This is a genomic window from Serratia sp. 3ACOL1 (assembly GCF_003668775.1).
In the GTDB taxonomy this organism is placed as follows: domain Bacteria; phylum Pseudomonadota; class Gammaproteobacteria; order Enterobacterales; family Enterobacteriaceae; genus Chania; species Chania fonticola.
This window is the reverse complement of sequence record NZ_CP033055.1, coordinates 4,651,933-4,676,890: the sequence shown is the minus strand read 5'-3', so window position 1 is coordinate 4,676,890 and position 24,958 is coordinate 4,651,933. Positions and strand designations below refer to the sequence as shown.

Here is a 24,958-nt window from a genome sequence, read left to right as displayed (position 1 = left end):
ATCTTGTTATCGGCAACGCACAATAAAACTTTAAGCTTGGGTAAAAGGTCCCTACATTAAGCCATTACCTACATGCAACGTTTCGATAACAAGAGGAAATTTTAATGCCCTACGTAAATATCAAAATTACCCGCGAGGGTGCAACCGCGGAGCAGAAAAAACAGCTAATCGCGGGTGTAACCCAACTGTTGGTCGATACGCTCGGCAAAAATCCGGCCACTACCGTGGTGGTAATCGATGAAGTGGAAACCGATAACTGGGGGATTGGTGGTCAATGCGTCACCGATCTGCGCGCGGCGGCCAAGTAGTTTTCCTTCCTCAGCGGCGGGAAACCACGCGTTTCCCGATCGCGATCATAAACTAATTAAAACGCTGTTTTATTCCTATTGACTCGCTTCGCCCTTGCGTTGAGACTGGACGTATTCGCAGCAACCAGACTCATTATCAAGCCAGGGATTATCATGAACAGCAAAAACCTCGCCGTGATCGGCGAATGCATGATCGAACTGTCGCAGAAAGGCGCCGATCTCAGCCGTGGATTCGGTGGCGACACTCTCAACACTGCCGTTTATATTGCCCGCCAAGTGCCGCAACAGGCGCTGAACGTGCATTACGTCACCGCACTGGGCACCGACAGCTTCAGCCGGGAAATGCTGCAAACCTGGCAGCAGGAGCAGGTGAAAACCGATCTGATCCAGCAGTTGGACAACAAGCTGCCGGGGTTGTACGTGATCGAAACCGACGATACCGGCGAGCGCACCTTCTATTATTGGCGCAACGATGCTGCCGCCCGTTACTGGCTGGATGGCCCGCAGGCAGAGAGCCTGTGCGCGCAGCTGGCGCAGTTTGATTACCTGTATCTGAGCGGTATCAGCGTGGCGATCCTCAACCCTGCCAGCCGGGAAAAACTGCTGACCCTGCTGCGCCAATGCCGGGCCAACGGCGGCAAAGTGATCTTCGATAACAACTATCGGCCGCGGCTGTGGCAAAACCAGCAAGAGACTCAGCAGGCCTATCGCGAGATCCTGGCCTGTACCGACATCGCCTTCCTGACGCTGGATGATGAAGATTTACTGTGGGGTAAACAGCCGGTTGAGCAGGTGGTGAGCCGTACCCGCGACTTTGGCGTAAGTGAGATTGTGATTAAGCGTGGCGCAGATTCCTGCCTGGTGTTCAGCGCCGATGGGGAAACCCACGACGTACCGGCGGTCAAACTGCCAAAAGAGAAAGTGATTGATACCACCGCCGCCGGGGATTCCTTCAGCGCGGGTTATCTGGCAGTGCGCCTGACTGGCGGTGATGCAGTTAGCGCGGCCAAACGTGGCCACCTGACCGCCAGCACGGTGATCCAGTATCGCGGGGCCATTATCCCACGCGAAGCAATGCCACAATAATACCCGTCGTCTAGATAGGCGAAAGGCCAGCAACTATGCTGGCCTTTTTAATTGGTGCACTGAACCGAGTTTATTGGACTCGAAACCAATCTTAATACCCTATGGATTTCAAGTTGTAGCTAGGCGCCAAACTATCTCATCCCCAGGAGCTTACGTTTAGTAAGTGACTGGGGTGAGATAGTGCAGGTAACAACGCTACAGCTTGAAAGACGACGGGTATTTAGCCGGCTACCGCGATACGTTTCATATCGGTCATATAACCACGCAGTTTGCGGCCAACGGATTCGATTGGGTGGTTGCGCACCGCTTCGTTCACGTCACGCAGCTGCGCGTTGTCAACGGTGGTACCAGCAACAGATTTGCCCAGATCGCCCGCCTGCAGAGTGGTCATGAACTCTTTCAGCAACGGTACCGCCGCATAAGAGAACAGGTAGTTACCGTATTCTGCGGTATCGGAGATCACCACGTTCATTTCATACAGACGCTTACGCGCGATGGTGTTGGCGATCAGCGGCAGCTCGTGCAGTGATTCGTAGTAAGCAGACTCTTCGATGATGCCTGAATCCACCATGGTTTCGAAGGCCAGCTCAACGCCCGCTTTCACCATTGCTACCATCAGTACGCCATTGTCGAAGTATTCTTGCTCGCTGATTTTGCCTTCAAACTGCGGCGCGGTTTCGAAAGCGGTTTTACCGGTCTCTTCACGCCAGGTCAGCAGTTTCACATCGTCTGCGGCCCAGTCTGCCATCATACCGCTGGAGAACTCGCCAGAGATGATGTCATCCATGTGCTTCTGGAACAGCGGAGCCATGATGCCTTTCAGCTGCTCAGACAGCGCATAGGCACGCAGTTTCGCCGGGTTGGACAGGCGATCCATCATCAGGGTGATACCGCCCTGCTTCAGCGCTTCGGTGATGGTTTCCCAGCCGAACTGGATCAGTTTTTCTGCGTACGCCGGATCGGTACCTTCAGATACCAGCTTGTCGAAGCACAGCAGAGAACCCGCCTGCAGCATACCGCACAGGATGGTCTGCTCGCCCATCAGGTCAGATTTCACTTCTGCCACGAAGGAAGATTCCAGTACGCCTGCACGGTGACCGCCAGTAGCTGCCGCCCATGCCTTGGCAATCGCCATGCCTTCGCCTTTTGGATCGTTTTCCGGGTGAACCGCGATCAGCGTTGGTACACCGAAACCACGTTTGTATTCTTCACGCACTTCGGTACCTGGGCACTTAGGCGCAACCATCACTACGGTGATGTCTTTACGAACCTGCTCGCCCACTTCAACGATGTTGAAGCCGTGGGAGTAGCCCAGCGCAGCACCGTCTTTCATCAGCGGCTGAACAGCACGAACTACTGAGGTGTGCTGCTTGTCTGGAGTCAGGTTAACTACCAGATCGGCCTGCGGGATCAGATCTTCGTAGGTGCCAACCTTGAAGCCGTTCTCGGTGGCTTTGCGCCATGAGGCACGCTTCTCGGCAATCGCTTCTTTACGCAGCGCATAAGCCACGTCCAGGCCGGAGTCACGCATGTTCAGACCCTGGTTCAGACCCTGAGCACCACAGCCGACAATCACCACTTTTTTCCCTTTCAGGTAACCGGCTTCATCCGCAAATTCGTCACGCGCCATGAAACGGCACTTACCCAATTGCGCCAACTGCTGACGCAGGTTCAATGTGTTGAAATAGTTAGCCATGGTGATGCTCCAGTTAATGTTGTGTCGTGCAATATTATTTTCATCCCAACCCTGTCGGTACGGGATCCGTTGAAACCAATGTATAACAGGAATTGCGTTGCTTAAATTGATATATTACGAACGTGACGTTGCAATTTCTGCAACACCCCGCTGCGAGCGTACTGATTATGGACTTACGTGATCTCAAGCTGTTCCTGCACCTGGCTGAAAGCCATCACTTTGGCCGCACGGCCAAGGCGATGCACGTCAGCCCCTCCACGCTTTCCCGCCAGATCCAGCGGCTGGAAGAAACGCTTGGGCAGTCACTGTTTCTGCGTGATAACCGCACCGTAGAGCTGACCGATGCCGGTGAACAGCTGAAAGTGTTTGCTCAACAAACGCTGCTGCAGTATCAGCAGTTGAAACATTCGCTTGGCCAGCACGGCCCTTCACTGAGTGGTGAACTGCGTTTGTTCTGCTCGGTCACTGCCGCTTACAGCCATCTGCCGCCAATCCTCGACCGCTTCCGTGCTCAGCATCCCTTGGTGGAAATCAAGCTGACCACCGGTGATGCCGCCGATGCGGTGGACAAGGTGCAATCTAACGAAGCCGATCTCGGTATCGCCGGGCGGCCTGAAACCCTCCCCACCAGCGTCGCCTTCACCCAAATCGGTGAGATCCCGCTGGTGCTGATTGCTCCCGCTCTGCCGTGTGCGGTACGAACGCAGGCTTTTGCCGAGCAGCCAGACTGGGCCAATATGCCGTTTATCCTGCCGGAGCATGGCCCGTCCCGAAAACGCATCGAGCTGTGGTTCCGCCGCCAGCACATCACCAATCCGCTGATTTACGCCACCGTCGGCGGGCATGAGGCGATTGTTTCTATGGTGGCATTAGGCTGCGGTATCGCGCTGATCCCCAGCGTGGTGGTAGACAATAGCCCGGAGCCGGTTCGCAACCGCATCTCTCAGTTGGAGAATATCTCGATGGTCGAGCCGTTCGAACTGGGGGTCTGCGTGCCGAAAAAACGCCTCAACGAACCGCTGATTGAGGCGTTCTGGCAACTTTTGTGAATAGAAGTGCGATTCCCACTCAAAACTCAATGAGGTTGTTTATCACAACTTAATAATACCCTATGGATTTCAAGTCACAGCTAGGCGGCCAGCTCGCTCATCCCCAGGAGCTTACTTTTGGGTAAGTGACTGGGGTGAGTGAGTGCAGCCAACAACGCTGTGGCTTGAAAGACGACGGGTATTCATAGGTCTGCGGGGTCGATCTGCTTCATCGTCTCTACCTGCATCAGCCACTGGTACAGCGGCTCCAACTGCTGGAAACTCTGCGTAAGGGTAGCGACCAGATCGGCGCTGAACAGCTTTTCCACCTGATTATCCGTGGCCATCACCGCAAAGGATTTGCGGTTGTACCAGGTGGCAATCTCCGGTGCCTGCTCCAACACTCGCGGGCGCTTGTAGCTTTCCCCCACCAGCTCGAACGGTGCGCGGCAGCACTCGGCCACCTCCAAAAACGGCTGTGGCCTGCGCAGCAAGGTATGGCGAAACAGATCCATGGTGGCTTTGTCGGCGCTGTAATAACCCAGGCCATAACGCAACATGTCCGGCCCCAGTTCAAAGAAGTACACCGGTGCCAGCTTCCAGTCTTTGCTTGGCCGCTTGAAGGTCAGCCACATGCGGCTACGGTAGCGGGATTTATCATGGGAAAAACGCGTGTCGCGATGAATGCGCGACAGCGTTTTACCAATGGCCGGACGGGTTTCAAACTGCGGGTCAATCATCAGCATCGCAGGACTCAGCGCATCCACCAGCGAACGGAACGGCGTTAACAGCTCACGGTCATACACGCCCCGATTGGCATCAAACCACTCCTTGTCGTTCTCGATCCGCACCTGTTGCAGGAAGTCCAGCCCTTGTTGGCTGAACCCGGTGAACTCATTACTCATACGCTAATCCTTGTCGCCGATGTTAGCCCTGCAGGAAGAACCGGAAGGCCGGGTTGTCGGTCTCATCATGGCAGTCGTAACCCAACGCCTGCAGGTGTTGCTCAAACTCTGGCTCGGTCTGCGAAAGCTCAAACCCTGCCAGCACGCGACCAAAATCGGTGCCGTGGCTGCGGTAGTGGAACAGCGAAATATTCCAGTGCGTGCCCAGCGTTTGCAGGAACTTGAGCAGAGCGCCCGGTGACTCTGGGAACTCAAAGCTGTACAGACGCTCACGCAGCGGTTTCGAAGGCCGCCCGCCAACCATGTAACGCACGTGCAGTTTCGCCATCTCATCGTCGGACAGGTCCACTACCTGATAGCCATCACGGTTGAGCTCATCGATGATTTCCAGCCGCTCGGTATGGCCTCGGGTCAGGCGGACACCGACAAAGATGCAGGCGTTGTCGGCATCGGCATAGCGGTAGTTGAACTCGGTAACCGCACGGCCGCCCAACAGTTGGCAGAACTTCAGGAAGCTGCCCTTCTGTTCTGGAATGGTCACCGCCAGCAGCGCTTCGCGTTGTTCGCCCAGTTCGCAGCGTTCGGACACGTAGCGCAGGCCGTGGAAATTCACATTGGCACCGGAAAGCACGTGGGCCAGCCGCTCACCCTGAATATTGTGCTGCTGCACGTATTTTTTCAGCCCCGCCAACGCCAGTGCGCCAGAAGGTTCGGCGATGGCCCGCACGTCTTCAAACAGATCTTTCACCGCTGCGCAGATCGCATCGCTGTCTACGGTGATCACATCATCAAGGTATTCACGGCACAGACGGAAGGTTTCATCACCGATGCGCTTTACCGCCACGCCTTCGGCAAACAGCCCAACGCGCGCCAGATCGACCGGTTGCCCGGCATCCAGCGCTGCACGTAGACAGGCCGAATCCTGGGCTTCCACGCCAATCACTTTGATTTGCGGCATCAGTTGCTTGATCAGCACCGCCACACCGGCCGCCAGGCCGCCACCGCCAACCGGGACAAACACCCGGTCCAGATGCGCGTCCTGCTGCAACAGCTCCATCGCCAAAGTGCCCTGCCCGGCAATGACTGCCGGGTGATCGAACGGGGGCACGAAAGTCATGCCCTGCTGCTGCGAGAGCTCAATCGCCTTGACCTTGGCTTCGTCGAAGTTGGCACCGTGCAGTAACACTTCGCCGCCAAAACCGCGCACCGCATCAACCTTGATATCCGCTGTCGACACCGGCATCACAATCAGGGTTTTGATCCCCAAACGGTTGCCGGAAAAGGCGACGCCCTGTGCATGGTTGCCCGCAGAGGCAGTGACCACGCCACGCGCCCTCTGCTCTTCATCCAGGCTGGCGATCATCGCGTAAGCCCCGCGCAGCTTAAAGCTGTGCACCGGCTGGCGATCTTCGCGCTTCACCAGAATGGTATTACCTAGGCGCGCAGAGATCTTGCCCATGGTCTGTAACGGGGTGACCTGAGCCACCTCGTAAACCGGCGAGCGGAGCACCGCTCGCAAATATTCCGCGCCGCAGGGGGCGTCGGGTAGGGGTTGTGATACCGCCATGGTGGTTAGCCTCCCAGCTTGCTCTTGTCCCGCACTGCGCCTTTATCGGCACTGGTGGCCAGCGTAGCGTAAGCACGTAACGCATAAGACACCACACGCTCACGCGCTTTCGGTGTCCAGGCCGCATCACCGCGTGCCAGTTCCGCCTCACGGCGTGCTGCCAGTACGCTCTCCGGCACATCCAGCACCATGCTGCGTTTCGGGATATCGATATCGATCATGTCACCTTCTTCCACCAGCGCAATCAGGCCGCCGCTGGCCGCTTCCGGCGAAACGTGACCAATGGATAAACCGGAAGTGCCGCCAGAGAAGCGACCATCGGTGATCAACGCACAGGCTTTGCCCAGCCCCATCGATTTCAGATAGGTGGTTGGGTAGAGCATTTCCTGCATGCCTGGCCCGCCTTTTGGCCCTTCGTAGCGGATCACCACTACGTCGCCTGCCACCACTTTACCGCCCAGGATCGCCTCAACGGCTGAGTCCTGGCTCTCATAAACTTTGGCTGGCCCACGGAAGGTCAGGTTGTCTTTATCCACACCAGCGGTTTTAACGATGCTGCCGTCTTCGGCCATGTTGCCATACAGCACTGCCAGGCCACCTTCCAGACTGAAGGCGTTTTCCAAGGAGCGGATACAGCCATCGGCACGATCGTTGTCCAGAGTGTCCCAACGGCAGTCCTGTGAGAATGCCTGGGTGGTACGGATACCTGCCGGGCCTGCGCGGAACATTTTCTTCACGGCCTCATCCTGGGTGAGCATGATGTCGTACTTTTCCAGGGTCTCTGGCAGCTTCATCCCCAGGATGTTATCCACATCGCGGTTCATCAGCCCGGCGCGATCCAGCTCGCCAAGAATGGCCAGCACACCACCGGCACGGTGCACGTCTTCCATGTGGTATTTCTGAGTGCTTGGCGCCACCTTGCACAGGTGTGGCACTTTGCGGGACAGGCGATCGATATCCGCCATGGCGAAGTCGATCTCGCCTTCCTGTGCCGCAGCCAACAAGTGCAGCACGGTATTGGTGGAGCCGCCCATCGCAATGTCCAGCGTCATGGCGTTTTCGAACGCTGCCTTGTTGGCGATGCTGCGTGGCAGTGCACTCTCATCGTCCTGCTCGTAGTAACGCTTGGTCAGTTCAACGATGCGCTTACCGGCGTTCAGGAACAGGTCCTTACGATCGGCGTGGGTCGCCAGCAGCGAGCCGTTGCCCGGCTGAGACAGGCCCAACGCTTCGGTGAGGCAGTTCATGGAGTTGGCGGTAAACATCCCGGAGCACGAGCCGCAGGTTGGGCAAGCGGAACGCTCGATCTGCGCGCTGTCGGCGTCGCTGACGTTCGGGTTGGCACCCTGGATCATCGCATCGATCAGGTCCAGCTTGATGATTTTGTCGGAAAGCTTGGTTTTGCCGGCTTCCATCGGGCCGCCGGAAACGAAGATCACCGGAATATTCAGGCGCAATGACGCCATCAGCATCCCTGGGGTGATCTTATCGCAGTTGGAAATACACACCATCGCATCGGCGCAGTGGGCATTCACCATATACTCCACCGAGTCGGCGATCAGCTCGCGCGACGGCAGAGAATAGAGCATGCCGCCGTGGCCCATGGCGATCCCATCATCCACCGCAATGGTGTTGAACTCTTTGGCAACACCGCCAGAGGCTTCGATCTGTTCTGCAACCAGCTTGCCCAAGTCGCGCAGGTGCACATGGCCCGGCACAAACTGGGTGAAGGAGTTGACCACCGCAATAATCGGTTTGCCGAAATCGTCGTCGGTCATCCCGGTCGCGCGCCATAATGCGCGGGCACCCGCCATGTTGCGGCCGTGGGTGGTGGTGGCGGAACGGTACTTAGGCATGCTCTTCACTCCAAAAATTGTCATATTACGGACGGCGAACGAACCGCCCGTTTAGTCTTGTCTGTCGTTGTTATTTACGGATTAACCGGATCGAGCCAGCCATACTTGTCTTCGGTTTTGCCGCTGAACAGGCCAAAGAACGCCTGCTGGATCTGCTTGGTAATTGGACCGCACTTGCCGATCCCAACCTGAATACCATCCACGCTGCGCACCGGTGTGATTTCCGCCGCGGTGCCGGACATAAACACTTCGTCCGCCAGATACAGAGACTCACGGGAAAGCACTTGCTCGCGCACTTCGAAGCCCATGTCTTTTGCCAGCTTGATGATCGCGTCACGCGTGATACCAGGCAGGGCAGAAGAGGTGAACGGTGGAGTAAACAGCACGCCGTCTTTCACTTCAAACAGGTTCTCGCCTGCGCCTTCAGAGATATAGCCGTGAACGTCCAGCGCGATACCTTCCTGATAGCCGTGGCGGCGTGCTTCGCTACCCACCAGCAGTGAGGAAAGGTAGTTGCCCCCGGCTTTAGCCGCGGTAGGAATGGTGTTTGGTGCCACACGGTGCCAGGAAGAGACCATCGCATCGATACCTTGGTCCAGCGCTTCTTCACCCAGATACGCGCCCCAAGGAAACGCCGCGATAATCACGTCAGTTTTATAGCCTGCCGGTGGGTTAACGCCCATGCCAACATCACCAACAAACACCAAAGGACGAATATACGCGCTGACCAGATTGTTTTTACGTAGCGTAGCACGGCAGGCTTCCATCAGCTCATCGACGCTTTGCGTTACCGGCATGCGGTAAATTTTGGCCGAGTCATGCAGACGCTGCATATGTTCACGGTGGCGGAATACTACCGGGCCTTTATGGGAGTCATAGCAACGAACTCCTTCAAATACCGACGTTCCGTAGTGCAGCGCATGCGACATTACGTGAACCTTGGCATCGGCCCAGGGAACCATCTCACCATTGAACCAGATATAATCGGCTTTCTTCGTCATTGTGTTATTCCTTCTGCGCCATCAGGCGCTGATTTGTTGTGATGATTGTTGCTGGATCTCAACGCTGGAGACATCCATCAGTTTGCTTAACTGAGATGACAGTAAATCCACAGGGCGCTGGCTGGCAACGGTCAATTCAATATTTATATCGTCGCTATTGATGCCCGAAGCCATATTCATAGCACAGACCTGGAAGCCACGGTGACGGACAACGCGCAATACGCGCTCTAACATCTCAGGGCGGAAGCGGGCCTGGATCGAGAGTTGATGCTGCATCATGATACTTTCTCCAACATGGTTTCGTTGCCTGCGCCCGGCGGCACCAGCGGCCAGACGTTCTCGAGTTCATCAATGGAAACCTGCAGCAGATAAGGCCCTTCGCTGTTCAGCAAGGTATCGAGCGCGTCTGCGACCTGGTCTTTGCGGGTAATACGTTGGCCGGGGATACCGAAGGCGCTGGCCAATATCAGGAAATCGGGGTTATCGGAGAGGTTGGTTTCGCTGTAACGGCCATCAAAGAACAGTTGCTGCCACTGGCGAACCATCCCTAAACGCTGGTTATCCAGTAACACGATCTTCAGCGGTAACTGTTTGCGTTTGATGGTGCCCAGCTCCTGCACGTTCATCATGAAGGAGCCATCCCCGGACACGCAGATCACCATGTCCTCCGGGCGTGCCATCTGCGCACCTACCGCTGCGGGGATACCGAAGCCCATCGTCCCCAACCCGCTAGAGGTGATGAAGTTCTCTGGGCGTTCAAAGCTCATGTGCTGCGCGGTCCACATCTGGTGCTGGCCCACGTCGGTGGTCACCACGGTATTGGCCGGTTTGCGTTCAGACAGTTGCTTGAGCAGCAACGGAGCATAGATCGGTTGGCCCGGATGGTCGTAACGCCAAGGGTGGGTTTCTTTCAGTTCGGCCACTCGTTGCAGCCAGGGGGCGATCTGCATTGGCTGTTGCAGAGCTGGCAGCAGCGTCTTCAGATCCCCTTGCAGGGCCACATGCGCCTGACGCAGCTTGCTCATTTCCGCCGGGTCGATATCCATGTGGATCACCTTGGCGTGCGGCGCAAAGGCGTTCAGCTTGCCGGTCACCCGATCGTCAAAACGCGCGCCCACGGCTATCAATAAATCACACTCCTGCACGGCGAAGTTGGCAGCTTTGGTGCCATGCATTCCCAACATGCCGAGATAATACGGATGGTTGGCATCCGGCGCGCCCAGGCCTTTCAAGGTCGCCACGGTTGGGATCTGCGTCAGCTCGACAAATTTCCGTAATGCCGGGACTGCCTGCGCCATCCCCACGCCACCGCCCACATACAGCATCGGCTTCTGCGCCTGTGCCAGCAGCTGCGTGGCCATAGCCAGCTCCGCCGTAGGATGTTCAAACTGGTCTTCTACCGGCATCAGATGAGGAGGCAAATCGCCCTGCGCCAGTTGGATGTCTTTCGGGATGTCGATCAGTACCGGGCCTGGGCGGCCGCTGGTGGCGATGGCAAAAGCCTCTGCCATGATCCCTGGCAGCGCTTCCAGCGACTCCACCAGGAAACTGTGTTTGGTACAGGCCAGAGACAGGCCCAGAACATCGATCTCCTGAAAAGCATCGGTACCGATAAGCGCAGAGCCTACCTGACCGGTGATCGCAACCACTGGCACCGAGTCCAGCAGCGCATCCGCCAACCCGGTGATCAGGTTGGTCGCGCCAGGGCCAGAGGTGGCGATACAGACGCCAACTTTGCCGCTGGAACGGGCATAACCAATAGCCGCAATCGCCGCACCCTGCTCATGACGACACAGCAGATGTTCAACCCTGCCGTCATACAACGCATCGTAGACCGGCATGATCGCACCACCGGGATAGCCGAATACCTTGTCTACCCCCTGTGCACGCAACGCTTGAACTACCCACTGAGCACCATTCATGGTTATTTCCCCGCCTTGTTGCGGGAAGCGCAGGATTTTATTCTGTTGGTCATTCTCTGCTCCTTGTTCACATTTTCTTGGCATAAAAAAACCCCCGGACCTTTTGGGTGCGGGGGTTATCTTGCGATTCCGGCTTGTTTTCTAAGCCTTTCTTCGTCCAAGTGCAGCCCCGCACGGTGGGATAATAATCACCACCACGCTAATCACGACTAGGCTAATCACTTGGGCTAGGGCTTTCATAATCGGTTTGTTCACTGTGCTCGTTTCGAACTAATGCCTACAGAGTTACCATAGCAGCCGGTAACCTGACAACACTTTTTTTGCGTTATTATTCGGCTCTGTCGGGTCAAAGCGGCAACAAAGCGCATGAAATTCAAACGCTAACACCCGCACCGGGCGCTTTACTTTCTACCGCAATCGCTTTGCCGCGCGTATCCTTGCCAAAATACACCAGCACCGCGATCACGATCGCCACCGTCCCGGCGATCATCGCCATCGCCAGGCCGTAGTTTTGCCCATGATGTTCCGCAATCGTGGCCTGCAAGGTCGCATTCACCGAAGCAATCAGGTTACCCAACTGGTAAACAAACCCCGGCAACACCGCGCGGGTATTCGCTGGTACCAGTTCGTTGAGGTAGGTTGGGATCACCCCCCACGCGCCCTGCACCATGAATTGCATCATGAACGCCCCCAGCCCCAGCATGAACGAACCGCTGGCGAAGGCCCACAGCGGGATCACCGGTAACGCCAATAGGGCAGCAATAATAATGGCTTTCTTACGGCCAATTCTTTCCGACAGGGCACCAAAGAAAATACCGCCGATAATGGACGCGATATTGTAGCTAATGGCGATGATACTGACGGTTTTAGGATCGAAACCGTGCTGAATTTTCAGGAAGGCCGGATACATATCCTGCGTGCCGTGAGAGAAGAAATTGAACGCCGCCATCAGCAGCACCAGATAGACACACAGCTTCCAATGGCTCTTCAGAACGGGCAGCAGAGCGGTGCTTTCTTTACGTACCCGTGCCGCCAGCCACACCGGCGACTCTTCAACGCAGAAGTAGATAAACGGCAGCAACAGGATTGGCGCGGCCCCGATCACGAACATGCCACGCCAACCGACCACTTCAAACAGCAGGCCGTAGGCCACCGCTGCCAACAGATAGCCAAACGGATACCCCGCCTGGAAGATACCGGACATCAGGCCGCGCGAACGGTCTGGGATGCTTTCCATCGCCAGCGAAGAGGCCACACCCCAGATACCGCCCATCGCCACGCCGTAAAGCACACGCAGCAACAGGAAGACGGTCAAAGAAGGCGCGGCCGCCGACAGCAACTCAAATACCGAGAAAAACACGATATTCAACATCAGGATCGGTTTACGGCCATACTTTTCCGCCGCACGGCCAAAAATAAGCGCACCAATCGGGCGCACCGCCAACGTCAGCAGGATCGCCAGGGTGACTTCTTCCATCCCCACCTGAAAAGCCTGAGCAATATCGCTGAGCAAAAAGACCAGCACAAAGAAATCGAAAGCGTCGAGCGTCCAGCTTGAAAAGCTGGCAATTGCCGCATTGCGCTGCAGCGGAGTCCAACCAAACATAGTGTTATCCCTACCGTAGAGTACGAGGTCATCAGGTTTAGCGGCGGCCGCAGCGGGTGCGGTAGCGGTCGGGGCTTTGTTAAGGAAGTGATTTTTATATTAACCAATTGTTAAATACACCCATTAGCCCTGCTGTTGCAACTTGGTTAGCTTGCTAATTTGTTGCAACCTTGTGGTAATTGTTAAGGGGTATTACAACGAAATGCGTACCGACTCGAAAAACATCACTAACATGATGAAATAAATTACTTTTAATTTTGTAGCACTACGCAAGTTGACGATGAGCAGCGCGCGGCTATCGGGCTGTTCACGCATCATGTTGCCTTCAGCGAGGAGAGCAATATGTCACTGGCGGTAATCTATACCCGTGCCACGATCGGCGTGCAGGCGCCTTCGGTCATGGTTGAAGTCCATATCAGCAACGGATTACCCGGCCTTACACTGGTCGGCCTGCCGGAAACCACGGTGAAAGAAGCCCGTGACCGGGTGCGCAGCGCACTGATCAACAACGGCTTCACCTTTCCGGCCAAACGCATCACCGTCAATCTGGCACCCGCCGATCTGCCTAAGGAAGGGGGGCGTTATGATTTACCCATTGCGCTGGCCATTCTGGCAGCCTCAGAGCAGTTGCCAGCAGATAAGTTGGCGCACTATGAGTTCCTGGGTGAATTGGCGCTTTCTGGCGCATTGAGGGCGGTACACGGTGCAATTCCGGCGGCAATAGCGGCAGCCGAGGCCAAGCGTGAGCTGATCCTCGCAACGGCCAACGGCAAAGAGGCGGGGTTGCTTCCCAACAGCACGACCCGAGTTGCGGAACATTTGCTGGAGGTTTGCGCTTTTTTGCAGGGAAAGGGGGATCTGCCAATCGCCGTAGCGCCTCCTGCGGCTGCCACGTCAACGGAAACTGCCGACCTGCAGGAAGTCATTGGCCAAGAGCAGGCAAAGCGAGCGTTGGAAATTGCCGCGGCCGGGGGCCACAACCTATTGCTGCTTGGCCCCCCGGGCACCGGAAAAACCATGCTGGCCAGCCGCCTCAACGGTTTGCTGCCACCGTTAAGCGATCGGGAGGCGCTGGAAAGCGTCGCCGTTGCCAGCTTATTACATCACCCTGATGAAACCCTGCCATGGCGACAGCGGCCGTTTCGTGCCCCGCATCACAGCGCTTCAATGGCTGCCCTGGTTGGGGGCGGTTCCTTGCCGCGTCCAGGGGAAATCTCCATGGCGCACAACGGCGTGCTTTTTCTGGATGAGTTACCCGAATTTGAACGGAGAGTGTTAGATGCGTTGCGTGAGCCACTGGAATCCGGTGAAATCGTCATCTCACGCGCCAGCGCCAAGGTACGCTTCCCTGCCAGGGTGCAGCTGATTGCGGCGATGAACCCCAGCCCAACCGGGCACTATCAGGGCATACACAACCGTACGCCACCGCAGCAGATTTTGCGCTACCTCGGCAGACTTTCCGGCCCCTTCCTCGATCGATTTGATTTATCGATTGAGGTGCCACTGCTGCCACCGGGCGTACTGGCCAAGCAGCACCATGCGGGGGAAAGCAGCCAACAGGTTCGTCAGCGGGTGCTGGTGGCACGCGAGCGGCAGCTGGCACGGGCTGGTAAGGTGAATGCGCTGTTGAGTAACCGCGAGGTGGATCGGGATTGCCATTTGCCTACGGCGGAAGCGGAGTTTTTGGAGAAAACGCTGAGCCAACTGGGATTATCAGTTCGAGCCTGGCATCGCATCCTGAAAGTGGCACGCACGCTGGCCGATTTGACGGGGGAACAACAGATTGATAAACGCCATCTCAGCGAAGCGCTCAGCTATCGCAGTATGGATCGCCTGCTGCTGCAGCTACACCGCAGCCTGGAATAAAAAATGGGGCCGAATGGCCCCATGATGATCAATCGTCGCTTTCAGTGTAGTCTTCTACCGCATCAGCCTGCGGCTTGCCACCTGATAGCGTATGGAATTTTTTCGGGCGGCGGGTGCGCGCCAGATATTTAGACCATACTTTTTCTTGCTCGGTTACCGGTTCACGCTCACCGCGACACACTGCAACGAACAACTGCTCTTCTTCAGTGGCTGGCTGGCGTTTGCCGGCATCCAACTCGTTGAACGCATACCCGAAACGCTCTAGCAATTGCGCTTCTTTAATGGTGAAATCGCCGTGACGGGAGAACCCGCGAGGATAGTTTTTATTATCAAAAAAACGACTGTTGGTGGTGAAGCTATCCGCCATCTGACACGCTCCTAATTCTCTCATGGCCGTGCTGTTTATGGCGCGGAGTATTAGATAGGCTTGACATCGTGTAAAACAAAACATTTAAATCTTAACGATAAAAAACTTTGGAGATTGGTGTGGACACCGAATTACTGAAAACCTTTTTGGAGGTCAGTAGAACGCGACACTTTGGCCGCGCAGCGGAATCCCTGTACTTAACGCAGTCTGCGGTGAGTTTCCGTATCCGTCAGCTTGAAACACAATTAGGGGCGAATTTATTCACCCGCCACCGTAACAATATCCGCCTGACACCAGCAGGAGAGCGGCTGTTGCCCTATGCTGAGAGCCTGATGAACACTTGGCAGTTAGCAAAGAAAGAGGTGGTGCGATCGCTACAGCACAGCGAACTTTCAATCGGTGCCACCGCGTCGCTATGGGAAGCTTATCTCACGCCCTGGCTGCAATCGCTCTACCAGCAGCGGGAGGCCTTGCAGCTCGAGGCCAGGGTGGCTCTGCGCCATTCTTTGGTGAAGCAGCTACATGAAAGACAGCTCGATTTGCTAATCACCACCGAACCGCCAAAGATGGATGAGCTGGCCAGCCAACTGTTGGGTAACTTCTCGCTACGCCTGTTTTCCTCGTCGCTACGCGATAAATCTGCCCCCATGCCTTACATCAAACTGGAATGGGGTGCCGATTTTCACCAACAGGAAGCCCGCATGCTTGAGGGCGACAGCATGCCTGTGTTGACCACCACTTCCGCACATCTGACGCGTCAATTGCTGGAAACGACCGGCGGCTGTGCATTTCTCCCCAGCCAGTGGGAAAAAGACTACCCTCAGTTGATCGCCGTTGCTGACGCCCAGCCGATCATCCGCCCGCTTTATGCCGTCTGGCTGCAAAACAGCGACCAGCAGCCGTTAATCCGCCAACTGCTGAAAATACCTTTAAATACCGCAACCTGAGCCGCTATGACGGCTTCAGGCGTGGATGGCGTGGTTTTGCCCGTCTGGTCTGCCAAAAGGCGCTCATCGCCTTCTGGAGGCCGATAAAGCAGAACAGCAGGATGCCGATGACGATTTTGGTCCACCAGGAGCTGAGCGAGCCATCAAAAGTGATGTAACTCTGGATTAAGCCCTGGATCAGCACGCCAAACAGGGTACCCAAGATGGTGCCGACACCACCGGTCAGCAACGTTCCCCCAATGACGACCGCCGCAATGGCATCCAGTTCGACACCGCTGGCAGCCAGAGCGTAACCAGCGGAAGTGTATAGCGAGAAAATAATGCCGGAGAGGGCCGCCAGCGTGCTGGAAAGCATGTAAATCTGGATGGTGGTACGCCGTACCGGCACCCCCATCAGCCCAGCGGAGACCGGATTCCCCCCGATGGCATAGACGTTATGGCCAAAACGGGTACGATGCGCCAGGATCATGCCAATCGCCACGACCAGCAGCATCACCAGCGCCAATAAGGTAAATCGGCCACCACCGGGGACTTTCCAGGCGTAGTTTGCCAGCGTGGCATACAGCGGGTGATCAATCGGCAAAGACTCTTCTGACACGATAAAACTCATGCCGCGCACGAAGAACATCCCCGCGAGCGTGATGATAAATGCAGGTAATTTCAGTACGTCGATGATCCACCCCATCAGCGCACCAAACGAGGCCCCCATCAGCAAGGCAATGACAAATGCATAACCTGGAGCAATACCATAAGTGCCAATCAGCTTGGCCAACAGTACGCCAGTAAAGGCGATCACCGAACCCACCGAAAGATCGATACCCCCTGAAAGGATCACAAATGTCATACCCACGGCCACAATGCCGAGAAAAGCGTTGTCGGTCAGCAGATCGCACCAGACGCGGGTAGAAGCGAAACTGGGGAATTGGCTAAGGCAAAAGGCGTAGCCCAGCAGGAAAACCGCGATAGTGATCAATAGGGGAAGGTTACGTTTCATCATGATTTACGTCTCCGCCACAGCCGCTGTAATGACACACTGGGCGATTGCACCAGCAACACGGCTAATACCACCACCGCTTTCAACACCAGGTTAAACTCCGGTTTATAGCCCGAAAGCAGAATTCCCGTATTCATACCCTGAATGATTAGCGCCCCCACCACCGAGAGCAGCAGATTAAAACGCCCGCCCAGCAGTGACCCACCGCCAATCACCACGGCCAGGATCGCATCCAGTTCGAGCCACAAGCCCGCATTGTTGGCATCCGCACCGCGGATATCCGCCGTGACGATAACCCCTGCCACCGCCGCGCACAGGCCGCAAATGATATACACCGCAATGATCACCCAGCGAGTACTGACGCCAGCATTACGTGCCGAGCGTAAATTGATACCGACCGCCTCAATAAACAGCCCTAACGCGGTTTTGCGTGTCAGTAACCAAATCAGTAGCAGCATGATGGCCGCAATGATCACCGGCATCGGCAGATACATCAGCGAACCACTGCCGAGCTTGGCTAATCCTTCACTCTCAAAGGTGACGATTTGCCCTTCGGTAATCAACTGCGCGATACCGCGCCCAGCCACCATCAGCATCAAGGTGGCGACGATCGGCTGGATTTGCAGCACCGCAACCAAGAAGCCGTTCCACAGGCCACACAGTGCCCCAACCGCTAATGCGGCCCCCAGGATGTAAGCTAATGGGTAGCCAGCGCTGGTCATGGTGGCAGCGGTCGCCCCGGCAATCGCCATCACCGCACCGACGGAGAGATCGATCCCACCGGTGGCGATCACTAGCGTCATACCCAAGGCAAGCAGTGCAACAGGGGCACCGCGATTAAAAATATCAATCACGCTGCCGAACAGGCGACCATCCTGAATATGGATTGAAAAGAAATGGGGGGCGACCAGGCTATCGATAAGCAAAATCACCGCCAGCGCCCCCAGCTGCGTCGCTCCGGCGGGCATTACCCACCTTACTTTGCGCGGTCCACCGGTCATGGGAAAACTCCTGTGGTTCATGCTGCCCCCTGTTGCACGGCAATGGCCTGCATAATGGCGGGAACCGTAATGGCATCATGTTCAAGCTGCGCCACATGTTTTCTATCGCGTAATACCACAATGCGATCGGCATAACCTGCCAGCTCCTCCAGTTCGGAGGAGATCACCAGCAGCGCCAACCCTTCATCACAAAGCCGTTCAATCAGGCGGATAATTTCCGCATGAGCCCCTACGTCAATGCCACGCGTTGGCTCATCCAGGATCAGGAAACGGGGTTTAGTCGCCAGCCAGCGGGAAAGCAGCACCTTCTGCTGGTTACCGCCGGAAAGGTACTGGATTTGCTGCTCCGGCCCCGGTGTGCGGATCCCCAGCAGTTTGATGAAATCCTCCGCAATTCGGGTTTGCTCACGCAACGGGATAGGCCGTAACCAGCCACGTTGCGCCTGCAATGCCAGAATAATGTTTTCCCTCACAGTGGCTGCGCCGACAATGCCGTCGGTCTTACGATCTTCTGGGCAATAACCAAATCCCAGGCTGGCCGCCTTACGGGGCGTAGGGATCGCCACCGTTTTGCCTTCAACCTTCGCTGTACCTTTATCCCGAGCCTTAATGCCGAAGATCAGTTGTGCCGTCTCGGTACGTCCCGATCCCAATAAACCAGCCAGGCCGACTATTTCCCCAGGCCGGATCGCCAGATCAAAGGGTTCAACCATGCCGCGTCGGCCATAGCCGCTAAACTCTACTAACGGCGGGGCCTGCACGGCCTGATGTTCACTGCGTTTGAGCAGCGTCTCATCAAAACTGTGGCCAAGCATCATCTGCACCAATTCGAGCCGTGGTAGCTCGGCGGTGACACGGGTCCCGACCAGCTTGCCGTTACGCAACACCGTAATACGATCGCTGATGCGGTAAACCTGCTCGAGAAAATGGGTGACAAAGATCATCCCCATTCCCTGAGATCGCAGTTGGCTGAGAATATCCAGCAGCATGGTGACTTCCTTGGCATCCAGGCTGGCGGTGGGTTCATCCAGGATCAGCACCTTGGCGGAGAGATCGACGGCGCGAGCAATCGCGACAATTTGCTGAATAGCGATAGAGTAGTTGCCCAGCGGCTGGCTGACATCCAGCGGTAAGCCATAGCCTTCCAGCAGCTTACGGGCATTACGCAACATGGTTTTTTGATCGATCAGGCCAAAGCGGGTAGGTTCGCGGCCGATAAACAGATTGGCGGCCACCGAGATATTAGGCAGCAGGTTAACTTCCTGATAGACGGTGCCAATCCCCAACGATTGCGCCTGGGCCGTATTCTGTGGCGCAATCGCGGTGCCTTCTAGCCAGATCTCACCAGCGGAGCGTTGGTAAACACCGGTCAATGCCTTAATCAGCGTGGACTTGCCCGCGCCGTTTTCCCCAAGAAGCGCCACCACCTCACCGCGTTGTAGTGTGAAATCAACCTGCTCCAGCGCTTTTACACCTGGAAACTCCACGGATAACCCGTTTATCGCCAATAATGCTGCCTGAGGTGTGGCCATTATCTGCTCCGCCTGTTAACGATCAATATCCCATGCTTTTCTTCATATCGTATTCCTGTCTGGCAGTTTCAGGCTGCAGCAGTTTCGACTCGGTCTGGATAAATTTCTGTGGCTGTGTACCGTCTTTCTTCAATGCAATCAAGGCATCAAACGCAGGTCCTGCCATATTTGGCGTCAGTTCAACCGTGGCGTTGGCTTCCCCTTCCATCATCGCTTTAAAGATATCCGGCACGCCGTCGATGGAAACAACCTTGATCTGTGAGCCCGGTTTGAGGCCGGCTTCTTTAATCGCCTGGATAGCACCAATGGCCATATCGTCGTTATGTGCATAGACGGCGCAGATGTTCTTGCCGTTCTGTTCAGCCTTGATAAAGCTTTCCATCACCTCTTTACCCTTGCTGCGAGTAAAGTCGCCAGACTGCGAGCGGATGATTTTGACGTTGTCGGCAGAGGCAATACCGTCCGCAAAGCCTTTCTTACGGTTAATGGCTACGCTGGACCCGACGGTACCTTGCAGTTCCACCACGTTACAGGGCTTGCCCGCAACGGCTTTCACTAGCCATTCGCCTGCGACTTTCCCTTCATGGACGCTGTCAGAGGCGACTGCAGCGGTATACAGCGAGGGATCGTTCACTTCGATCATGCGATCCAGCAGGAAGACCGGAATTTTGGCCTCTTTCGCTTCCTGCAATACCGGAGTCCAACCGGTGGCCACCACCGGCGCAATAAAGATGGCGTCAACACCCTGAGCAATAAAGGATCTCACCGCCTTGATCTGGTTTTCCTGCTTTTGCTGTGCATCGGCGATTTTCAGCGTAATACCCCGTTTTTCCGCCTCCTGTTTCGCCACTTTGGTTTCTGCCGAACGCCATCCTGATTCAGAACCAATCTGAGAAAAGCCGACAACCAAGGGGGCAGCCTGCGCCGCTCCCATCAACACACCGCTTACGGCGGCCGCTAACAGTAAACGCTTAACCATGTTTTTCTCCTCGCTCTGCCTGAATCGGTCAGACAGAGATGGCTGTGGGTGTATTCGCTTTCATCGAGTGTGCCCAAAAAACTCGTGGGGCTTATAAGGTGTAGTTGAAATACAGGGAGGAATGATGAGCGATATCACAGCGCGGGATTACAACCATTTTGTGCATAGATACAGCTAGAAATGTCTAAATTAGGAACGATTTCGGCAGGAATTTTGTACGTGTTAGCGGGAGGACTGGCAATTCTAGGCGAGTAGAAAGCAAAAAAACCCTTCGCTTTCGCAAAGGGTTTCTAATATGGCAGGGGCGGAGAGACTCGAACTCGCGACACCCGGTTTTGGAGACCGGTGCTCTACCAACTGAGCTACGCCCCTAAATTACGCTTAACATTATGCCTGCTAACAGTAGCAGGCATAATTTAAATAAGTGGCGGAACGGACGGGGCTCGAACCCGCGACCCCCTGCGTGACAGGCAGGTATTCTAACCAACTGAACTACCGCTCCACCGATTCTTCTACGTCGCATCTTTCGATGCTGGCAAAACCACCTGGGTGATTTCGCGCATTACCAGGTGTCATACTGATAACGTTTATTTGATGCCTGGCAGTGTCCTACTCTCGCATGGGGAGACCCCACACTACCATCGGCGCTACGGCGTTTCACTTCTGAGTTCGGCATGGGGTCAGGTGGGACCACCGCGCTATTGCCGCCAGGCAAATTCTGTTTCATTCTTGGCCGTTACTTTCGTAACCACCAGAACCAATCTCGGAACTTCGCTGAAAATTGTCGTCTACTCTAAAACACCTTCGGTGTTGTAAGGTTAAGCCTCACGGATCATTAGTACTGGTTAGCTCAATGCATCGCTGCACTTACACACCCAGCCTATCAACGTCTTAGTCTTAAACGTTCCTTCAGGGACCTTAAAGGCCCAGGGAAGACTCATCTCGAGGCAAGTTTCGCGCTTAGATGCTTTCAGCGCTTATCTTTTCCGCACTTAGCTACCGGGCAGTGCCATTGGCATGACAACCCGAACACCAGTGGTGCGTTCACTCCGGTCCTCTCGTACTAGGAGCAACCCCTCTCAATCTTCCAACGCCCACGGCAGATAGGGACCGAACTGTCTCACGACGTTCTAAACCCAGCTCGCGTACCACTTTAAATGGCGAACAGCCATACCCTTGGGACCTACTTCAGCCCCAGGATGTGATGAGCCGACATCGAGGTGCCAAACACCGCCGTCGATATGAACTCTTGGGCGGTATCAGCCTGTTATCCCCGGAGTACCTTTTATCCGTTGAGCGATGGCCCTTCCATTCAGAACCACCGGATCACTAAGACCTACTTTCGTACCTGCTCGAGCCGTCACTCTCGCAGTCAAGCTAGCTTATGCCTTTGCACTAACCTCACGATGTCCGACCGTGATTAGCTAACCTTCGTGCTCCTCCGTTACTCTTTGGGAGGAGACCGCCCCAGTCAAACTACCCACCAGACACTGTCCTCACCCCAGATTATGGGGCCGAGTTAGAACATCAAACATTAAAGGGTGGTATTTCAAGGTTGGCTCCATGCAGACTGGCGTCCACACTTCAAAGCCTCCCACCTATCCTACACATCAAGGCTCAATGTTCAGTGTCAAGCTATAGTAAAGGTTCACGGGGTCTTTCCGTCTTGCCGCGGGTACACTGCATCTTCACAGCGAGTTCAATTTCACTGAGTCTCGGGTGGAGACAGCCTGGCCATCATTACGCCATTCGTGCAGGTCGGAACTTACCCGACAAGGAATTTCGCTACCTTAGGACCGTTATAGTTACGGCCGCCGTTTACTGGGGCTTCGATCAAGAGCTTCGCCTTGCGGCTGACCCCATCAATTAACCTTCCAGCACCGGGCAGGCGTCACACCGTATACGTCCACTTTCGTGTTTGCACAGTGCTGTGTTTTTATTAAACAGTTGCAGCCAGCTGGTATCTGCGACTGGCTTCAGCTCCGAGAGCAAGTCTCTTCACCTACGCGCCAGCGTGCCTTCTCCCGAAGTTACGGCACCATTTTGCCTAGTTCCTTCACCCGAGTTCTCTCAAGCGCCTTGGTATTCTCTACCTGACCACCTGTGTCGGTTTGGGGTACGATTTGATGTTACCTGATGCTTAGAGGCTTTTCCTGGAAGCAGGGCATCAACTACTTCTGCACCGTAGTGCATCGTCATCACGCCTCAGGGTTGATAAGTAACCGGATTTACCAGGTCACTCCCCCTACACGCTTAAACCGGGACAACCGTCGCCCGGCTAGCCTAGCCTTCTCCGTCCCCCCTTCGCAGTAACACCGAGTACAGGAATATTAACCTGTTTCCCATCGACTACGCCTTTCGGCCTCGCCTTAGGGGTCGACTCACCCTGCCCCGATTAACGTTGGACAGGAACCCTTGGTCTTCCGGCGAGCGGGTTTTTCACCCGCTTTATCGTTACTTATGTCAGCATTCGCACTTCTGATACCTCCAGCAAACCTCACAGTTCACCTTCAACGGCTTACAGAACGCTCCCCTACCCAACAACGCCTAAGCGTCGCTGCCGCAGCTTCGGTGCATGGTTTAGCCCCGTTACATCTTCCGCGCAGGCCGACTCGACCAGTGAGCTATTACGCTTTCTTTAAATGATGGCTGCTTCTAAGCCAACATCCTGGCTGTCTATGCCTTCCCACATCGTTTCCCACTTAACCATGACTTTGGGACCTTAGCTGGCGGTCTGGGTTGTTTCCCTCTTCACGACGGACGTTAGCACCCGCCGTGTGTCTCCCGTGATAACATTCTTCGGTATTCGGAGTTTGCATCGGTTTGGTAAGCCGGGATGGCCCCCTAGCCGAAACAGTGCTCTACCCCCGAAGATGAGTTCACGAGGCGCTACCTAAATAGCTTTCGGGGAGAACCAGCTATCTCCCGGTTTGATTGGCCTTTCACCCCCAGCCACAAGTCATCCGCTAATTTTTCAACATTAGTCGGTTCGGTCCTCCAGTTAGTGTTACCCAACCTTCAACCTGCCCATGGCTAGATCACCGGGTTTCGGGTCTATACCTTGCAACTATTCGCCCAGTTAAGACTCGGTTTCCCTACGGCTCCCCTATACGGTTAACCTTGCTACAAAATATAAGTCGCTGACCCATTATACAAAAGGTACGCAGTCACACCACGAAGGTGCTCCCACTGCTTGTACGTACACGGTTTCAGGTTCTATTTCACTCCCCTCGCCGGGGTTCTTTTCGCCTTTCCCTCACGGTACTGGTTCACTATCGGTCAGTCAGGAGTATTTAGCCTTGGAGGATGGTCCCCCCATATTCAGACAGGATGTCACGTGTCCCGCCCTACTCATCGAACTCACAGTTAATGCATTTTAGTGTACGGGGCTATCACCCTTTGCTGCGCGACTTTCCAGACGCTTCCACTAACACAAGAACTGATTCAGGTTCTGGGCTGTTCCCCGTTCGCTCGCCGCTACTAGGGGAATCTCGGTTGATTTCTTTTCCTCGGGGTACTTAGATGTTTCAGTTCCCCCGGTTCGCCTCGTATGGCTATGTATTCACCATACGATAGTGTGTCGAAACACACTGGGTTTCCCCATTCGGGTATTGCCGGTTATAACGGTTCATATCACCTTACCGACACTTTTCGCAGATTAGCACGCCCTTCATCGCCTCTGACTGCCTAGGCATCCACCGTGTACGCTTAGTCACTTAACCTCACAACCCGAAGGTGTTTCTGTAAACAGAGACACTGTCGTGCTGTTTATTTGAGAGACTCTATGACAGGTTAATTCTTACCCCAATACTTCTACGGAGGGATAAGTTTCAGCTGTCATGTTTCAATTTTCAGCTTGTTCCAGATTGTTAAAGAGCAAAATACTTCGCAGCATACTGTTGCCAGTACACTCTGAAGTATTATCAAGGACTATATGGATATGGTGGAGCTAAGCGGGATCGAACCGCTGACCTCCTGCGTGCAAGGCAGGCGCTCTCCCAGCTGAGCTATAGCCCCATACAGTCACTTGCAGAAACCTTCATTTACCACTCGCGTGAATAACAGTCTTTCCTGTTGAAAATCCTGTTAATTCGTGCTTAGGCAAGGCATGCGGAAGGGAAGTTTACTTTTGGGTAAACGACCGCGCGCATAACGCAGCATAAGTGCGAATCTGGTAGGCCTGAGTGGACTTGAACCACCGACCTCACCCTTATCAGGGGTGCGCTCTAACCACCTGAGCTACAAGCCTATAAAGGTATTTCTGCTCGTTACTTTTTCATCAGACAATCTGTGTGGA

19 protein-coding genes, 4 tRNA genes and 2 rRNA genes are annotated in these 24,958 nt (G+C 55.2%); 5 read left to right on the top strand and 20 right to left on the bottom strand.

The window, feature by feature from the left end; all coding sequences use genetic code 11:
• Positions 1-104 precede the first annotated feature (104 nt).
• Both D9980_RS21095 and D9980_RS21090 read left to right on the top strand, forming a co-directional pair.
• Positions 105-308: a 2-hydroxymuconate tautomerase family protein gene (locus D9980_RS21095; protein WP_021181815.1), complete on the top strand. Its 204-nt coding sequence runs from the start codon at positions 105-107 to the stop codon at positions 306-308.
• Positions 309-461: 153 nt separating this feature from the next.
• Complete coding sequence (locus tag D9980_RS21090; RefSeq protein WP_024527662.1) at positions 462-1,394, top strand: sugar kinase; 933 nt, start codon at positions 462-464, stop codon at positions 1,392-1,394.
• A 220-nt stretch (positions 1,395-1,614) separates the two neighbouring features.
• Here D9980_RS21090 and ilvC read toward each other — a convergent pair whose 3' ends face one another.
• Positions 1,615-3,090: a ketol-acid reductoisomerase gene (gene ilvC / locus D9980_RS21085; protein WP_021181818.1), complete on the bottom strand. Its 1,476-nt coding sequence runs from the start codon at positions 3,088-3,090 to the stop codon at positions 1,615-1,617.
• A 167-nt stretch (positions 3,091-3,257) separates the two neighbouring features.
• On the opposite strand from ilvC, the gene ilvY reads away from it, so the two are divergent.
• Complete coding sequence (gene ilvY, locus D9980_RS21080; RefSeq protein WP_024482837.1) at positions 3,258-4,139, top strand: HTH-type transcriptional activator IlvY; 882 nt, start codon at positions 3,258-3,260, stop codon at positions 4,137-4,139.
• A gap of 182 nt (positions 4,140-4,321) precedes the next feature.
• On the opposite strand, the gene D9980_RS21075 is transcribed toward ilvY, so the two are convergent.
• The 8 genes from D9980_RS21075 to D9980_RS21040 all read right to left on the bottom strand — a co-directional run bounded on the left by D9980_RS21075 (position 4,322) and on the right by D9980_RS21040 (position 12,975).
• Positions 4,322-5,023, bottom strand: coding sequence for a DUF2461 domain-containing protein (locus tag D9980_RS21075; protein WP_121608347.1), 702 nt, complete (start codon positions 5,021-5,023; stop codon positions 4,322-4,324).
• A 22-nt stretch (positions 5,024-5,045) separates the two neighbouring features.
• Positions 5,046-6,590, bottom strand: a complete 1,545-nt coding sequence (gene ilvA / locus D9980_RS21070) for a threonine ammonia-lyase, biosynthetic (protein ID WP_121608346.1) — start codon at positions 6,588-6,590, stop codon at positions 5,046-5,048.
• A gap of 5 nt (positions 6,591-6,595) precedes the next feature.
• Positions 6,596-8,446 (bottom strand): dihydroxy-acid dehydratase, encoded by a 1,851-nt coding sequence (gene ilvD / locus D9980_RS21065; RefSeq protein ID WP_024482840.1) that lies wholly within the window; start codon positions 8,444-8,446, stop codon positions 6,596-6,598.
• Positions 8,447-8,520: 74 nt separating this feature from the next.
• Positions 8,521-9,447: a branched-chain-amino-acid transaminase gene (ilvE, locus tag D9980_RS21060; protein WP_024482841.1), complete on the bottom strand. Its 927-nt coding sequence runs from the start codon at positions 9,445-9,447 to the stop codon at positions 8,521-8,523.
• A 21-nt stretch (positions 9,448-9,468) separates the two neighbouring features.
• On the bottom strand, positions 9,469-9,726 hold the full coding sequence (gene ilvM / locus D9980_RS21055) for an acetolactate synthase 2 small subunit (RefSeq protein ID WP_121608345.1): 258 nt from the start codon (positions 9,724-9,726) through the stop codon (positions 9,469-9,471).
• Positions 9,723-11,369 carry an acetolactate synthase 2 catalytic subunit gene (ilvG, locus tag D9980_RS21050; protein WP_121608344.1) on the bottom strand — a complete coding sequence of 549 codons (1,647 nt, stop codon included), beginning with the start codon at positions 11,367-11,369 and terminating at the stop codon, positions 9,723-9,725. Before ilvG ends, ilvM begins: the two co-directional genes overlap by 4 nt.
• Positions 11,370-11,510: 141 nt before the next feature.
• The gene (gene ilvL, locus D9980_RS21045) at positions 11,511-11,609 is read right to left on the bottom strand and encodes an ilv operon leader peptide (protein WP_071681478.1); all 99 of its coding nucleotides are present in this window, start codon (positions 11,607-11,609) and stop codon (positions 11,511-11,513) included.
• A 133-nt stretch (positions 11,610-11,742) separates the two neighbouring features.
• Entirely contained in the window at positions 11,743-12,975 is a 1,233-nt protein-coding gene (locus D9980_RS21040; RefSeq protein WP_121608343.1) for an MFS transporter, read from the bottom strand.
• A gap of 342 nt (positions 12,976-13,317) precedes the next feature.
• On the opposite strand from D9980_RS21040, the gene D9980_RS21035 reads away from it, so the two are divergent.
• Complete coding sequence (locus D9980_RS21035; protein WP_121608342.1) at positions 13,318-14,841, top strand: YifB family Mg chelatase-like AAA ATPase; 1,524 nt, start codon at positions 13,318-13,320, stop codon at positions 14,839-14,841.
• 28 nt (positions 14,842-14,869) lie between these two features.
• Here D9980_RS21035 and D9980_RS21030 read toward each other — a convergent pair whose 3' ends face one another.
• Positions 14,870-15,208, bottom strand: coding sequence for a DUF413 domain-containing protein (locus tag D9980_RS21030; protein ID WP_021181829.1), 339 nt, complete (start codon positions 15,206-15,208; stop codon positions 14,870-14,872).
• 119 nt (positions 15,209-15,327) lie between these two features.
• Here D9980_RS21030 and hdfR point away from each other — a divergent pair, with 119 nt between their 5' ends.
• The gene (gene hdfR, locus D9980_RS21025) at positions 15,328-16,155 is read left to right on the top strand and encodes an HTH-type transcriptional regulator HdfR (protein ID WP_121608341.1); all 828 of its coding nucleotides are present in this window, start codon (positions 15,328-15,330) and stop codon (positions 16,153-16,155) included.
• Between the two features lie 4 nt (positions 16,156-16,159).
• Here the strand turns inward: hdfR and yjfF are convergent, their stop codons facing one another.
• The 10 genes from yjfF to D9980_RS20975 all read right to left on the bottom strand — a co-directional run bounded on the left by yjfF (position 16,160) and on the right by D9980_RS20975 (position 24,910).
• Positions 16,160-17,152 (bottom strand): galactofuranose ABC transporter, permease protein YjfF, encoded by a 993-nt coding sequence (gene yjfF, locus D9980_RS21020; RefSeq protein WP_059199402.1) that lies wholly within the window; start codon positions 17,150-17,152, stop codon positions 16,160-16,162.
• Complete coding sequence (ytfT, locus tag D9980_RS21015; RefSeq protein WP_037376499.1) at positions 17,149-18,150, bottom strand: galactofuranose ABC transporter, ATP-binding protein YtfT; 1,002 nt, start codon at positions 18,148-18,150, stop codon at positions 17,149-17,151. Before ytfT ends, yjfF begins: the two co-directional genes overlap by 4 nt.
• Positions 18,151-18,167: 17 nt before the next feature.
• A complete protein-coding gene (gene ytfR / locus D9980_RS21010; protein WP_121608340.1) occupies positions 18,168-19,682 on the bottom strand; it encodes a galactofuranose ABC transporter, ATP-binding protein YtfR in 1,515 nt (504 codons plus the stop codon).
• A gap of 22 nt (positions 19,683-19,704) precedes the next feature.
• Positions 19,705-20,661 (bottom strand): galactofuranose ABC transporter, galactofuranose-binding protein YtfQ, encoded by a 957-nt coding sequence (ytfQ, locus tag D9980_RS21005; RefSeq protein ID WP_121608339.1) that lies wholly within the window; start codon positions 20,659-20,661, stop codon positions 19,705-19,707.
• Between the two features lie 296 nt (positions 20,662-20,957).
• Positions 20,958-21,033, bottom strand: a tRNA-Trp gene (locus D9980_RS21000).
• 53 nt (positions 21,034-21,086) lie between these two features.
• Positions 21,087-21,163 (bottom strand) — tRNA-Asp (locus D9980_RS20995).
• 94 nt (positions 21,164-21,257) lie between these two features.
• Positions 21,258-21,373 (bottom strand): 5S ribosomal RNA (rrf, locus tag D9980_RS20990).
• Positions 21,374-21,475: 102 nt separating this feature from the next.
• Positions 21,476-24,383, bottom strand: a 23S ribosomal RNA gene (locus D9980_RS20985).
• A 219-nt stretch (positions 24,384-24,602) separates the two neighbouring features.
• Positions 24,603-24,678, bottom strand: a tRNA-Ala gene (locus D9980_RS20980).
• Between the two features lie 155 nt (positions 24,679-24,833).
• A tRNA-Ile gene (locus D9980_RS20975) sits at positions 24,834-24,910 on the bottom strand.
• Between the last annotated feature and the right edge of the window lie 48 nt (positions 24,911-24,958).

Excerpts from the sequence above, each read along its gene's own strand:
- D9980_RS21095 (WP_021181815.1), top strand. The coding sequence starts at position 105 with ATGCCCTACGTAAATATCAAAATTACCCGCGAGGGTGCAACCGCGGAG.
- D9980_RS21090 (WP_024527662.1), top strand. The coding sequence starts at position 462 with ATGAACAGCAAAAACCTCGCCGTGATCGGCGAATGCATGATCGAACTG.
- ilvC (WP_021181818.1), bottom strand. The coding sequence starts at position 3,090 with ATGGCTAACTATTTCAACACATTGAACCTGCGTCAGCAGTTGGCGCAA.
- ilvY (WP_024482837.1), top strand. The coding sequence starts at position 3,258 with ATGGACTTACGTGATCTCAAGCTGTTCCTGCACCTGGCTGAAAGCCAT.
- D9980_RS21075 (WP_121608347.1), bottom strand. The coding sequence starts at position 5,023 with ATGAGTAATGAGTTCACCGGGTTCAGCCAACAAGGGCTGGACTTCCTG.
- ilvA (WP_121608346.1), bottom strand. The coding sequence starts at position 6,590 with ATGGCGGTATCACAACCCCTACCCGACGCCCCCTGCGGCGCGGAATAT.
- ilvD (WP_024482840.1), bottom strand. The coding sequence starts at position 8,446 with ATGCCTAAGTACCGTTCCGCCACCACCACCCACGGCCGCAACATGGCG.
- ilvE (WP_024482841.1), bottom strand. The coding sequence starts at position 9,447 with ATGACGAAGAAAGCCGATTATATCTGGTTCAATGGTGAGATGGTTCCC.
- ilvM (WP_121608345.1), bottom strand. The coding sequence starts at position 9,726 with ATGATGCAGCATCAACTCTCGATCCAGGCCCGCTTCCGCCCTGAGATG.
- ilvG (WP_121608344.1), bottom strand. The coding sequence starts at position 11,369 with ATGAATGGTGCTCAGTGGGTAGTTCAAGCGTTGCGTGCACAGGGGGTA.
- ilvL (WP_071681478.1), bottom strand. The coding sequence starts at position 11,609 with ATGAAAGCCCTAGCCCAAGTGATTAGCCTAGTCGTGATTAGCGTGGTG.
- D9980_RS21040 (WP_121608343.1), bottom strand. The coding sequence starts at position 12,975 with ATGTTTGGTTGGACTCCGCTGCAGCGCAATGCGGCAATTGCCAGCTTT.
- D9980_RS21035 (WP_121608342.1), top strand. The coding sequence starts at position 13,318 with ATGTCACTGGCGGTAATCTATACCCGTGCCACGATCGGCGTGCAGGCG.
- D9980_RS21030 (WP_021181829.1), bottom strand. The coding sequence starts at position 15,208 with ATGGCGGATAGCTTCACCACCAACAGTCGTTTTTTTGATAATAAAAAC.
- yjfF (WP_059199402.1), bottom strand. The coding sequence starts at position 17,152 with ATGATGAAACGTAACCTTCCCCTATTGATCACTATCGCGGTTTTCCTG.
- ytfT (WP_037376499.1), bottom strand. The coding sequence starts at position 18,150 with ATGACCGGTGGACCGCGCAAAGTAAGGTGGGTAATGCCCGCCGGAGCG.
- ytfR (WP_121608340.1), bottom strand. The coding sequence starts at position 19,682 with ATGGCCACACCTCAGGCAGCATTATTGGCGATAAACGGGTTATCCGTG.
- ytfQ (WP_121608339.1), bottom strand. The coding sequence starts at position 20,661 with ATGGTTAAGCGTTTACTGTTAGCGGCCGCCGTAAGCGGTGTGTTGATG.